Source organism: Conexibacter sp. CPCC 205762 (assembly GCF_030646155.1).
In the GTDB taxonomy this organism is placed as follows: Bacteria; Actinomycetota; Thermoleophilia; order Solirubrobacterales; family Solirubrobacteraceae; genus Conexibacter.
In genome coordinates, this window is record NZ_JAUTDN010000002.1 from 193,019 (window position 1) to 205,820 (window position 12,802).

Annotated in this window: 10 protein-coding genes and 1 tRNA gene; 8 read left to right on the forward strand and 3 right to left on the reverse strand. The window is 73.2% G+C overall.

The genetic code is table 11. The features are described 5' to 3' along the window. Window positions 1-59: 59 nt before the first annotated feature. A complete protein-coding gene (locus Q7L73_RS03050) occupies window positions 60-1,664 on the reverse strand; it encodes a glycerol-3-phosphate dehydrogenase/oxidase (protein WP_304686086.1) in 1,605 nt (534 codons plus the stop codon). Between the two features lie 107 nt (window positions 1,665-1,771). Here Q7L73_RS03050 and Q7L73_RS03055 point away from each other — a divergent pair. Then, window positions 1,772-1,844, forward strand: a tRNA-Thr gene (locus Q7L73_RS03055). A 54-nt stretch (window positions 1,845-1,898) separates the two neighbouring features. Here Q7L73_RS03055 and Q7L73_RS03060 read toward each other — a convergent pair. After that, a complete protein-coding gene (locus Q7L73_RS03060) occupies window positions 1,899-3,170 on the reverse strand; it encodes an alpha/beta fold hydrolase (RefSeq protein WP_304686087.1) in 1,272 nt (423 codons plus the stop codon). 210 nt (window positions 3,171-3,380) lie between these two features. Here Q7L73_RS03060 and Q7L73_RS03065 point away from each other — a divergent pair, with 210 nt between their 5' ends. Further along, window positions 3,381-5,351 (forward strand): M1 family metallopeptidase, encoded by a 1,971-nt coding sequence (locus tag Q7L73_RS03065; protein ID WP_304686090.1) that lies wholly within the window; start codon window positions 3,381-3,383, stop codon window positions 5,349-5,351. A 6-nt stretch (window positions 5,352-5,357) separates the two neighbouring features. On the opposite strand, the gene Q7L73_RS03070 is transcribed toward Q7L73_RS03065, so the two are convergent. Continuing rightward, window positions 5,358-6,320: a hypothetical protein gene (locus Q7L73_RS03070; RefSeq protein ID WP_304686094.1), complete on the reverse strand. Its 963-nt coding sequence runs from the start codon at window positions 6,318-6,320 to the stop codon at window positions 5,358-5,360. 133 nt (window positions 6,321-6,453) lie between these two features. Between Q7L73_RS03070 and Q7L73_RS03075 the strand changes: the two genes are divergently transcribed. From Q7L73_RS03075 to Q7L73_RS03100, 6 genes are all read left to right on the forward strand, one after another. Next, window positions 6,454-7,221, forward strand: coding sequence for an SDR family NAD(P)-dependent oxidoreductase (locus Q7L73_RS03075; RefSeq protein ID WP_304686096.1), 768 nt, complete (start codon window positions 6,454-6,456; stop codon window positions 7,219-7,221). Window positions 7,222-7,496: 275 nt separating this feature from the next. Continuing rightward, entirely contained in the window at window positions 7,497-8,564 is a 1,068-nt protein-coding gene (locus Q7L73_RS03080) for an ABC transporter permease (protein WP_304686100.1), read from the forward strand. A gap of 21 nt (window positions 8,565-8,585) precedes the next feature. Continuing rightward, a complete protein-coding gene (locus Q7L73_RS03085; protein WP_304686101.1) occupies window positions 8,586-9,653 on the forward strand; it encodes a substrate-binding domain-containing protein in 1,068 nt (355 codons plus the stop codon). A 64-nt stretch (window positions 9,654-9,717) separates the two neighbouring features. Next, complete coding sequence (locus tag Q7L73_RS03090) at window positions 9,718-11,250, forward strand: sugar ABC transporter ATP-binding protein (RefSeq protein WP_304686106.1); 1,533 nt, start codon at window positions 9,718-9,720, stop codon at window positions 11,248-11,250. Then, window positions 11,247-11,969 carry a GntR family transcriptional regulator gene (locus tag Q7L73_RS03095; RefSeq protein WP_304686107.1) on the forward strand — a complete coding sequence of 241 codons (723 nt, stop codon included), beginning with the start codon at window positions 11,247-11,249 and terminating at the stop codon, window positions 11,967-11,969. The genes Q7L73_RS03090 and Q7L73_RS03095 overlap by 4 nt, the downstream gene beginning before the upstream one ends. Further along, complete coding sequence (locus Q7L73_RS03100) at window positions 11,966-12,787, forward strand: SDR family NAD(P)-dependent oxidoreductase (protein WP_304686108.1); 822 nt, start codon at window positions 11,966-11,968, stop codon at window positions 12,785-12,787. Before Q7L73_RS03095 ends, Q7L73_RS03100 begins: the two co-directional genes overlap by 4 nt. Window positions 12,788-12,802: the final 15 nt, after the last annotated feature.

Below are 12,802 nucleotides of genomic sequence, written 5' to 3' on the forward strand. Positions count from 1 at the left end.
GGGGAGCTCTCCTCCAGCTCGCTCCGGTCCCGGCCGGGAACTCCCCGCTCAGGCGCTTGTCAAACCCGCGCGAGCGCGTCGTGCGCCGCGGCCGCGGCGGCGGCGCGGCGCTCCGGCACGAGCCCGAGACGGGTGCGGCGGTCGAGCAGGTCGTCCGCGGTGAGCGCGCCCTCATGCTCGATCGCGAAGCGCAGCTCGGCGCGGCTGACCGGGACGTCGGGCGCGAGCGGCGCCAGCAGCGCCGGGTCCTCCTGCGCCAGCGCGGCGACGCGCGCGGCCTCGGCGCCGTAGCGACGCACGAGCGGCGGCGGCAGCTCGCCGGCGGTCGGGCCGGCGATCGCGGCCGCATGCGATCCGGGCGCGCCCGCGGTCGCGCCGACGAGCGGGAGCGTGCGGGTGAGGCAGGGCCGCGCTTGCACGCCGGGCCGCTCGGCGATGCGGTCGACGGCGTCCTGCGCCATCCGGCGGGCGGTCGTCAGCTTGCCGCCGACGACCGTCAGCACGCCGTCGTCGCCCGCGAGGATCGCGTGGCGGCGCGAGAGGTCCGCGGTCGCCTCGTCGTCGGTGCCGGCCAGCAGCGGCCGCAGCCCGGCGTAGCGGCCGACGACGTCGGCCGGCGTCAGCGTCCGCTCCAGCACGCGGCTGACCGACTGCAGCAGGAACGTCTCGTCCGCCTCGCTGACCGGCGGCGCGTCGGGGATCGAGTCGCCGTCGTAGGGCTCGTCGGTGATCCCGATCAGCACGAGGCCGTCGGCGCGCGGGACGGCGAAGGCGAAGCGCGAGCCGCCGCTGCCGGGGATCGGGGCGGAGATGCCGGCGCGCGGCTCGCCGAGCAGCTCCGCGCGCACGAGCAGGTGGGCCCCCTTGCTCGGCTGCAGGCAGACGTGCGGCGCCAGCTCGCCGGCCCAGACGCCGGTCGCGTTGACGACGTGGCGGGCACGGATGTCGAACGCGTCGCCGCCGCCGTCGTGCTCGTCGCTGACGGTCGCGCCGTCGGGGCGCAGCTGCTGCGCTCTGACGTAGGTGAGGATCCGCGCGCCGTGCGCGGCGGCGGTGCGGGCGACGGCGAGCACGAGGCGGGCGTCGTCCTCCAGCTGCGCGTCCCAGTGCAGCAGCGCGCCGCGCAGGTTGCGGTCGCTGATCGCCGGCACGAGCGTGCGCGCCTCCTCGGCCGCGATCCGCCGCACCGACGGCAGCCGGCGGCGGCTGGTGCCGGCGGCGGCGCGCATCCGGTCGCCGATGCGGATGCCGGTCTCCAGCTTGGCGCCGGCGGCGGCGTTGACGTGCTCGCCGAGCGGGATCAGGAACGGCATCGCGCGGATCAGGTGCGGCGCGCTGACGTCCATCAGCACCGCGCGCTCGGAGGCCGACTCCCATGCGAGCCCGAAGTCGAGGTGAGCCAGGTACCGCAGCCCGCCGTGGGCGAGCTTGCTGCTCCAGCGGCTGGTGCCGTTGGCGAGGTCGCCGCGCTCGATCAGCGCGACGCTGAGCCCGCGCGTGGCGGCGTCGAGCGCGATCCACGCCCCCGTGATCCCGCCGCCGACGACGAGCACGTCGACCGTCTCCCCGTCGCTGAGCCGCGTCAGCTCGGCAGCGCGCCGCGCGCCGTTGAGCGAGTCCGACCCGGCCGCCGTGGGAGCCTTGGTGCGACGAAGTGACACCATGTGGCGAACTGTAACACCAGCGTGATCGGCGCGCGACGCTTCGCTGCCCGCCGGACTCGGCTACGATGTGCGTCCCGGCGGGGCCTGTCGCGTCCCGCTCGGTGAGCGCCGACATAGCTCAGCTGGTAGAGCACTTCACTCGTAATGAAGGGGTCCCCGGTTCGAGTCCGGGTGTCGGCTCCTCAACGGAAGCCCCGCGGTTCGCCGCGGGGCTTCCGGCGTTTCGGGGCCGCGTTACGGCGTCGGACAGGTCGACGGCGCCGGCTTGCCGGCGAAGCGGTCGGCGATCCAGGCGACGTACTCGTTCATCGCGACGAACGGGATCGTCTGGTGGTTGGCGCCCTGGTAGGTCGAGTACCGGAGCGGCTGTCTGAAGCCGCAGGCGCGCCCGACGTACTGGGTCGTGCCGTTGGGGTTGACGACGGTGTCGGCGGTGCCCTGCATCACGAGCACGGGCGCGACGGTCGTCTGGTTGCCGGCCGTGTTCTGCTCGAAGCGGGTTCTCCAGGCGGCCGGGATCGGGCGTCTGAAGAACGTCTGCGGATCGACCTCCAGCTCCTGGATCACGTCGCCGAGGTGGATCGTGCACTGGACGCCGAGCGCTCTCAGCGGCGCCTGGCCGGGCGCGGCGACGACGTCGTCGAGGTTCAGCTCCGGGTACGCCGCCGCGAAGCCGCGGAAAGCGTTCAGCTGCTGCACCGACAGGACCGACGGCGACAGCGACGAGGTCGGGCCGGGCGGCGCCAGGCCCTCGATGTCGGGCGCCGTGTTGGCGGCCGGCGCCAGCGCCGCGATCCCGCGCACGCTCAGCCCCTTGCCCGTCGCCGCGGCGGCCGTCTGCCCGGCGAAGATCGCCGCGCCGCCGCCCTGCGACCAACCCAGCAGGACGACGTCTCTACCCGCGCCGACGCTGCTGCCGAGCGCGCGCGCCGCCGTCACCGAGTCGAGCACGTTGGCGGCCTCGGTCGGGCCGACCGTGTACTGGTGGACGCCCGGCGTGCCGAGGCCCTGGTAGTCGGTCGCGGTGACGACGTAGCCCGCTCTCAGCATCCGCGTCAGCGCCGGCACGCCGACGTCGATCGAGTAGGCGCTCGAATAGGTGTAGTAGTCGGTCAGGTCGCGCGCCGGGTTGCCGGGGATCGAGGGCGCGCAGGCGCGCGCGCCGCCGAGCGTCCCGTGCGCCCACGCGACGACCGGCCGCCCGCGTCTCGGCGCTCTTCCGGCAGGCGCGATCACGAGCCCGGAGACGGCGACCGCTCTGCCGCCGACGACGGTCGACTTGTAGAGGACCTTCCACGCCCGCGCGCCCTTCGGCGCCTCGATCGGCCGCGCCCAGATCAGCGTCCCGGCTCTGCCCGCGGGCAGTCTCGCGGGCGGGTCGTAGAAGGCCTTGCCGGCCGGTCCGGCGACGATCCCGCCGGCGCTGCCCGGCATCGGTCTGGTCGCAGCCGAGGCGCTTCCAGCTCCCGCCGCGGCGAGCGCGCCGAGCGCGAGCGCCGCCGCCACGGCCGCGCCCCGCGCGCGACATCCTGCCCCTGCTTCCCAGCTCATCCCGCTCTTCCCTGTCGTGGACTGGAGCAGCTCGACCCTACGCGCGGGCCTGCGCGGCCACGACCCCAGAGTTTTGGCGGAAGCTGCACAAAGATCCTCAAACCTTCGTGTCAGCTTCGACATGCGGACATGGACGCGACCAGCACGATGCGAGAGGGTGCCCAGATGACTGATGCACGACGGGCGTTCGGCCCGTGTCACAGGGCGGCGATCGCGGCCGTCCTCCTGCTCGCGGCGGGGACCGCGAGCGCCGCGCCGGCGACCGCGGCGCCGAGCAGAGCGAAACCGGCGAGGCTGACGGTCGCGGCGGTCAGAGCCTCGACCGTGAGACTTGACGCGAGACGGCGCTTCAGCGTCCGCGCGACGGTCGTCAACCGCGGCAGCAGAGCGAGCCCGGCGCAGTTGCAGCTGACGCTGCGCGCGCCGGGTAACCCGTCGACGACCTGGTCGCTCGGCGGCGCGCGGATCGCTTCGCTGAGAGCCGGCAAGCGCCGTGCCGTCACGCTCAGAGCGGTCGCGCCGACGCTGCGCGAAGCGTTCCCGAAGGGGCTCGTGCTGGAGCTGTGCGTCCGCACCAAGCGCGGTGGGCCGGCTGTCTGCGCGAAGGACTCGCGGCGGATCAGACTGTCCGTCCCGGCGAGACCGCCGGCGCCGCCGGCGCCGCAGCCGCCGGTCACGCCGCCAGGTGGTGACCCGACCGTCTACACGGCGGGCGCCCGCACGCTGAACGACTCGCTCTTCCCGACGATCGGCAACGGCGGCTACGACGCGACCCACTACGACCTCGACCTCGCGTACACGAACATCCTCACGCGCGTGCTGCGCGCGACCGCCGCGATCACGGCGACCGCGACGCAGAACCTGAGCGAGTTCAGCTTCGACTTCCAGGGCCTCGTCGTGACTGGCGTCACCGTCAACGGCGCGCCCGCGACGTTCGCCTACGACTTCGACAACGCGAAGCTCGTCGTCACGCCCGCGAGCGGGATCAGAAGCGGCGCCGCGTTCACGACGCGGGTCAGCTACAGCGGGCCGCCCGGACCGGTGATCGACCCGGACGGCTCGTCCGAGGGCTGGCTCTCGAACATCGACTACGGCGCCGTCTCACTTGGCGAGCCGCTCGGCTCGCAGGGCTGGTTCCCCGTCAACAACGTGCCGACGGACAAGGCGACCTACGACATCGCGGTCACGACCGCGAGCGACTTCCAGGCCGTCTCCAACGGCGTGCTCGCGGGCAGCGTCGTCAACGGCAACGGCACGACGACCTATCGCTGGCACGGCGGCGAGCCGATGGCGCCCTACCTCGCGAGCGTCTCGATCGGCAGATTCGACACCTCCGGCTCGGACTTCAGCAACCCCGATCGACCGCTGTACATCTACGTCGACGACTCGTTCGTGAGAAACAGAGCGGCGATCGTCGCCGACCAGCAGCGCGTGCCGGCGATCCTCGACTGGTATGCCGGCTACTACGGCGTCCCGTATCCGTTCAGAGCGGCCGGCGGCGTCGTCCCGCGCGTCAGCGCGAGCCTCGGCTATGTGCTGGAGACGCAGACGAAGCCGACCTATCCCGACGACAACCCGAACTCGCCGGGCGTCGGAATCGACACGATCGCGCACGAGAACGCGCACCAGTGGTTCGGCAATCTCGTGACGCTGGCGCAGTGGAAGGACATCTGGCTCAACGAGGGCATCACCGAGTTCTCCTCGTGGCTGTGGAGCGCCGAGGACGACGGCGGCGATGACATGCCGACCCGCTTCGCCGCCGCCTACGACGACTACGACGACCAGATCCCCGACTACTGGAAGACCCCGCCGGCCGCTCCGCCGACGGCCGCCGACATCTTCGACACGGCCGCGATGTACCTGCGCGGCGCGGCGACGATGACGGCGATCCGCGAGATCTTCATCGCGACGCCCTCGCTCGGCGAACCGGCATTCAGAGCGATGATGAGATCGTGGCTCGTCGACCACGCCAACGGCAACGTCACGACCGAGCAGTTCACCGCGCTCGTGAAGAGCTCCGATCCGTCGCGCGCCGCGCGCTGGGAGGAGTTCTTCAGAGAGTGGCTCTACACGAGCTACTCGGGCGACCCGAACCAGCCCGGCAACAAGCCGTCGATCACGCCGGCGAACTTCTGACCTGAGTCAGAGCGCCTCCCAGGCGACCGTGAAGGTCGTCTGGGAGGACGCGCCAGGCGCCAGCGCCGAGACGGCGCCGGCGGCGATCGCGTCGGGGGTGGCGCGGCCGGGCATCGTCGAGAACTCGACCGCGAAGGTGTCGCCCTCGCCCCAGAACGGGAAGCCCGCACCGGCGCCGAAGTTCTGCCACAGCAGCGCGTAGGGGAACTGCGCGACGTCGAACTCGACCCGCAGCGCGCGGCCGTCGGCGCCGGCCCGCGGCGCGGTCAGCCGCAGCGAGCCGCCGCGGTCGCCGAGCGTCAGGCAGGCATGGTCGGCGCGGCCGTCGCGTTCCGGCGGAAGGGCGGCGAGGTCGGCCGTGCCGCCGTCGCGGCGCGAGACCTGCGGCCAGGCGAACGGGCCGTGCGCCAGGACCGCGTTGGCGGGGTCGAACCACGGGTCGGGAACCTCGGCGGCGGCGACGTCGAGCTCGATCCGGCCGCCGGCGAAGGTCGCGCGCGAGAAGCAGGGATGGTGGCCCCAGGTGTACGGGACCGGCACCTGGCCGCGGTTGGCGATCCGCTCGTGGACGGTCAGCGTCGCGCCGCTCACGCTCAGCGTCCGCTCGATCGTCAGCGGCCGGCGCACCAGCGCGACCTGCGCGCTGACGTGCAGCGGACCCTGGTCGGTCAGCTCCCACGGCAGCCGCACGACCTCGCCGTGGACGAGTGAGGCGGCGTCGCCGGGCTGCGTGTAGCCGACCTCGGGGAACATCTCGAACCAGCCGCCGGCGAAGCGGTCGAGGAAGGTCATGTCGGACAGTTCGCCAGCCGGGCCGAGCGCGCGCGAGCACGGCTCGACGGCGTGCGTCTCGCGCCGCCACAGCGCCTCGGCGCCGCTGACGCGGTCGACCAGCGAGCTGATCGAGAAGCCCTGTGCGGGCGTGCAGACGACGCGCAGGGCGTCCGATTCGAGCGTGATCTCAGGCATGGGAGTGGGGCGCTTGACGGCGCGGCGGCAGAGGTTCTACGGTCGGAACGGCTTTGTCAACAGAAAACGAATACGAAGGTTCGGCGGATCGCGGCGCGGTGCGCCCGGCGCGCGGACCGGGAGGAGCGGCGGGATGGCGCAGCGCGTGAGCATCGTGACAGGGGCGGCGTCGGGGATCGGGCGGGCGACGGCGCTGGCGCTCGCGGCGCAGGGCGACCAGGTGCTCGCCGCCGACCTCGACGGCGACGGCGCCGCGCGCGTCGCCGAGGAGATCGCGGCCGCCGGCGGGAGCGCCGCCGGCCGCGCCGTCGACGTCGCCGACAGCGACGACTGCGCGCGGGCGGTCGCCGACGCGGCGGCGCTCGGGCAGCTGGGCGCGCTCGTCCACGTCGCCGGCATGGCGGTCGCCGACGACACCGTCGAGCAGCTCTCCGACGCGGCGCTGGAGCGGCTGCTGGCGGTCAACGTCGGCTCGGTCTTCCGCCTCTCGCGCCATGCGATCCCGCTGCTGCGCGCGGCCGGCGGCGGCGTGATCGTGACGACCTCCTCGGTCCACGCCTACGCCTCGATGCCGGCCAACGCCGCCTACGCCGCGTCGAAGGGCGCGCTGGTCGCGCTGACGCGGCAGATGGCGCTCGACCTCGCACCCGACGGGATCCGCGTCGTCGGCGTCGCGCCCGGCTCGGTCGACACGCCGATGACGCGCGCGGCGCTGGAGCGGATGGGGACGAGCGCGGAGGAGGCCGGCTTCGACGCCTCCGGCTCCGCGACCGCGATCGGCCGCGTCGCCCGCCCGCAGGAGACGGCCGCCGTGCTCGCCTGGCTGACGACCCCGGCCGCGTCGGTCGTCAACGGCACGACGATCGCCGCCGACGCCGGTCTGCTCGCGCGGCTGGTCTGACGCGACCTGCGGACGTTCGCCTCCCGCAGAGGGGATCGGTCGTCCGGAGGTCGCGCGGCGGCGGGGCGCGGCGCGGCGCGGCGGGGCGGGGCGGGCGGCGGCGCGGCGGAGGCATTCGCGCGAAATCTCTTCTTGACACGCCCGCCGAGATCGGTATACGGTCTTCGTAAATTGTTTACCGTTTTCGTTTTCCAACGGTGAGCACGAGGAGAGAACCGGGAGCGCGCAGCCAGGTCGCAGGACGGCGGCGCGCACCCGCAACGAGGAGAGACGACGTGAACCTGTTGCAGCGCGACCGGCCGGGCGCCCCTGTGCCCGCAGCCGTCGCGGCGGGAGCCGAGGCCGGTGCCGAGGCGGTCGCCGCCCCGCCCACCGCCCCCAACCGGCTGCGCCGCGCGCTCGCGGTCAGCGAGGCCGGCGTGATCGCCGCGCTCGCCGGCCTCGTGCTCGTCTTCTGGCTGCTGGAGCCGGCCTTCCTGTCGGGCACCAACGTGCGCTCGATGCTGACCGCCGTCTCGTTCGTCGGGATCATCGCGATCGGCCAGACGCTGCTGCTCGTCGCGGGCGAGTTCGACCTCTCGGTCGGCTCGGTCGCCGGCCTCTCCGCGATCATCGCCGCCTGGCTGATGACGAAGGGGAACCTGCCGGTCCCGCTCGGCATCCTCGGCGGCCTCGCGACCGGCGCCTTCGTCGGCCTGATCAACGGCGTGCTCGTCGTGCACGTGCGGATCCCCGCCTTCATCGCCACGCTCGGGATGCTGTACGCGGCGAGAGGCTTCATCTACGTCATCACGAACGGCTACCCGATCTACCCGCTGCCGAGATCGGTCGGCGAGATCGGCAGCGCCGACGTGATCTTCGGCCTCGGCTGGTCGTTCGTGCTGCTCGTGATCCTCGCTGTGATCGCCGACGTCGTGCTGCGGCGCACCACCACCGGCCGCAACCTCTACGCGACCGGCGGCAACGAGGAGGTCGCGCGCCTCGTCGGCATCCACACCGCGCGCGTGAAGATCGCCTGCTTCATGGTCGTCGGCGCGCTGGCGGCGGTCGCGGGCATGCTCGTGCTGGCCGACGGCGCCTCCGGCACCCCGGCGATCGGCACGGGCTGGGAGCTGACGGTGATCGCCGGCGTCGTGATCGGCGGCGTCAGCCTCTTCGGCGGCGTCGGCACCGTCGCGGCCGGCATCGTCGGAATGCTGCTGCTGCAGGTCGTCCAGAGCGGCCTCGTGGTGGTCGGCGTCAACCCCAACTGGCAGACCGTCGCGGTCGGGCTGATCATGGTCCTGGCCGTCGGCGTCGACATCGCACGGCGGCGGATGTCGCTCGCCGGCGGCGCTTCGTAGGAACCCCTGGAGAGGAGAGAGATGGACACGTACACCCCGAGCGGGCGGCGCAAGCCCCTGCGCCTGCTCGTGCTCGCACTGCTGGCACTCGCCGCGCTGACCTTCGCTGCGTGCGGATCGAGCAGCGACGACGACAAGAGCGCAGACACCGGCACGCAGGCCGCGAGCAGCGGCGGCGCCGAGACGACCGCCGACAGCGGCGGCGACAAGGGCAAGCTGCTGTGGGTCCAGCCGATGCGCAACCACCCGGTCCACCGGATCATGCAGGGCGGCTTCCTGAGCGAGTGCAAGAGACTCGGCTACGAGTGCGAGATCGTCGGCGCCGAGGCGCTCGACATGCCGGCGACCGCGCCGCTCGCCGACGCCGTGATCGCAAAGGGCGGGATCAGAGCGATCGGCGTCTACGCCTACGACCCGTCGACCTACCCGTTCATCGCGAGATGGGGCAAGGACTACCCGATCGTCTCCTGGCACATCCCGGTCAGAGAGGGCGAGGCGCCCGGCCTGAAGGCCGTCACCGGCACCGTCCCGACCGACTACGCGAAGGAGGCCGCGACGGCGATCGGCAGAGAGATCGGCTGCAAGGGCACGGTCGCGGTCACCGAGGGCTCGTTCAACACGGTCGAGAACCTCGTCGCCAGAACGTTCACCGACCAGATGGCGAGCGACTGCCCCGACGTGAAGGTGCTGAAGCCGCAGGAGGAGGGCTTCGACGTCCCCGCCGCGAAGGCGAAGGCGGTCTCGATCCTGCAGGCCAACCCGGACACGGTCGCGGCCTTCTCGACGACCGGCGGCGGCCCCGTCACCTGGGCCGGCGCGGCCGACCAGGCCGGCAAGAGACTGACGATCATCGGCATGGACTACGTCCGCCAGAACCTCGACCTGGTGAGAGACGGCAAGGTCTTCGCCGTCGTCGGCCAGCCGCTGTTCGAGGAGGGCGCCAAGACGGCCGAGCTGCTCGGCCAGCTCGCCGAAGGCCAGCAGGTCGCCTACGACAACCCGCTTCCCGCGACGATCATCACGAGAGATCAGGTCGCGAGATTCGAAGGGATGCTCGACGAGGCCGACGCGGCCACGAAGGGCCTCTAGGGAACCCACCGACCGGCACGGCGGCGGAGCACCGCGCTCCGCCGCCCCGCCCCCTGTGATCGTCATGACCCACGTGCTCGAAACCGAGCGGCTCGGCAAGAAGTTCGCCGGCGTGCCAGCCCTGAAGGGCGTCGACTTCCGGCTCCACGCCGGCGAGATCCACGCGCTGATCGGCCACAACGGCGCCGGCAAGTCGACCCTCGTCAAGATCCTCACCGGCGTCTGGCCGGCCGGCTCCTACGAGGGCGCGGTCAAGCTCGACGGCGCGGCCGTCAGCTTCGCCTCCCCGGCCGACGCGCGCGCCAAGGGCGTCGCGTACGTGCCGCAGGAGATCCAGGTCGTCGAGCAGCTGACGGTCGCCGAGAACCTCTTCGTCGGCCACACCGGGCTCGACACGGCGCCGCGCGTCTCCTTCCGCGAGCTGCGCCGCCGCGCCGCCGAGCTGCTCGGCCGGCTCGAGATCCCGATCGACCCGCGCACCTCTGTCGCGGCGCTGAGCGCGACCCAGCGGCAGCTGGTGATGATCGCCCGCGCGCTGACGACCGACCCGCGCGTGCTGATCCTCGACGAGCCGACCGCCTCGCTCGCCGGCACCGAGACCGACCGCCTCTTCGCCGTCCTGAACCGCCTGCGCGCGGCCGGCACGACGATGGTCTTCATCACCCACCGCATCCCCGAGGTGATGCGGATGTGCGACCGCGCGACCGTCCTGCGCGACGGCGAGAAGGTCGCCGAGCTGGAGCGCTCCGACTTCAGCGAGCGGGGGATCGTCGCGGCGATGGTCGGCCGCGAGGTCGACCACCTCTACCCGACCCGCTCCAGCAGACACGGCGAGGACGAGGTGCTGCGACTGGAGCACGTCTCGGTGCCGCATCCGCTGCATGCGCGCGACGTGCTGCGCGACGTCTCCTTCAGCGCCCGCAGGGGCGAGATCGTCGGCATCGCCGGAGTCGTCGGCGCCGGCCGCACCGAGCTGCTGTCGGCGATCTACGGCGCGCTGCCGCACACCGGCACGATCAGCGTCGAGGGCGCGCCGAAGCGGCTCAAGACGCCGGCCGACGCGCGCCGCGCCGGGATCGCGATGCTGACCGAGGACCGCAAGGGCACCGGCCTGCTGTTCAACTTCGCGCTGCGCGAGAACATCACCGCCGGCAACCTCGCCGGCCTCTCGCGCGGCGGCTGGGTCGACCGCCGCGGCGAGCAGAGCGCGGCGCTCGGCTTCATCAGATCGCTGCGGATCAAGGCGCCCTCGCCGTCCTCCGACGTCGCCCACCTGTCGGGCGGCAACCAGCAGAAGATCCTGCTCGCGCGCGTGCTGATGAACGCGCCCAAGCTCATGCTGCTGGACGAGCCGACGAAGGGCGTCGACGTCGAGACGCGGCAGGAGATCTACCGGCTGATCCTCGACCTCGCCGACAGAGGCGTGACGCTGCTCGTCGTCTCCTCCGAGATCGCCGAGCTGGTCGGCCTCTGCGACCGCTGCGTCGTGCTCGCCGACGGCCAGATCGTCGACGAGTTCAGACGCGGCGAGGGCAGCGAGGCGCGCGTGATCGAGGCGACGACCACCGCCGTCGCGACGGGAGCGCCGCGGCCATGACGCTGCTCTCGCTCTCGCGCCCGAACGGGACGCCGGCGCCCGGCGCCGGCCAGCACGCGACCAAGCTCGGCCGCTCGATCCACTCCGGCTGGGTCGCCGACGTGCTGCGCGAGGCGGTCATCGACGGCACGCTGGCGGCCGGCACGCCGCTGGTCGAGGCGCGCGTCGCCGACGAGCTGGCGGTCAGCCGCGGGCCGGTCCGCAGCGCGCTGCACGTGCTGGAGGGCGAGGGGCTCGTGCGGACGCTGCCCAACGGCCGCACCGAGGTCGTCGGCTTCGGCGCCGAGGACCTCGGCGACCTCTTCCGCGTCCGCTTCGAGCTGGAGGGGACGGCGATCCGCTGGGGCGCCGAGCGGCAGGCGCCGATAGCGCCGCTGACGGACGCGCTTGCAGCCTTCGAGGTCGAGGGCGCGACGACGCCGCGGCTGGTGGAGCTGGACATCGCCTTTCACCGCGCGCTCGTCGAGCGTGCCGGCAGCCGCTTCCTGGTCGAGGCGTGGAAGGCGATCGCGCCCGTGATCCAGACCGTCATCACGATCGGCAACCGCCGTCTCGCGGCGGTCGACCCGGCGACCCACTTCCGCCGCATCGTCGCCTCGCACGAGCCGCTGATCGCGGCGATCGGCGGCGGCCGCGCGGATGAGGCGGTGGCGATGTTGAGCAACCAGTTCGAGTTGACCGCGTCGATGTTCGGTGACGCGCAGGGGGAGGACCGATGATCGCCGAGAGGCTGTCCGACACGCTCGCGAGCGGCGCGCCGCTGCTCGCAGGCCAGACCGTGATCCTGACCGGCGCCAGCGGCGGGATCGGCCGCGCGATCGCGCGCACGCTGCGCGCCGCCGGCGCCCGCGTGGCGCTGACCGACCTGCGCCAGGAGCCGCTCGACGCGCTCGTCGCGGAGCTGGAGGAGGGCGCCGCCGCGCGCGACGGGCTCGCGTCCGAGGCCGACGCCCCCGCGCCGCTCGCACGCGCCTTCGACGCCGCCGACGCGCACGCCTTCGCCGCCTACGCCGACGAGGTCGCGGCGACGCTCGGCCCGGTCGACGGCCTCGTCAACTGCGCCGGCCTGTTCGAGAAGCGCGACCACGACCAGCTCGACGCGGCCGCCTGGACGCGCGCGCTGACCGCCAACCTGCTGACGACCGCCGCCGGCTGCCAGGCCGTGCTGCCGGCGATGACCGCGCGCGGCGCGGGCGCGATCGTCAACGTCGCCTCGACCGCCGGCGAGTACGGCTCGATCAGCCCCGCCGCCCACTACGCCGCGGCCAAGGGCGGCGTGATCGCGTTGACGAAGTCGCTGGCGCGCGAGGCCGCGCCGGCGCAGGTGCGCGTCAACGCCGTCAGCCCCGGCCCGGTCGAGACCGACGGCCTGCTGGCGACGACGCCCGAGCAGAAGGCGCTCGCCGGCTCGCGCACCCTCTTCGGCCGTCTCGGCCAGCCGGAGGAGATCGCCGGCGCCTGTGTCTTCCTGCTCAGCCCCCTGTCCACCTTCGTCACCGGGCACGTGCTGCGTGCCAACGGTGGCGCGTTGTTGTAAGGAGGGTCCCGTCAC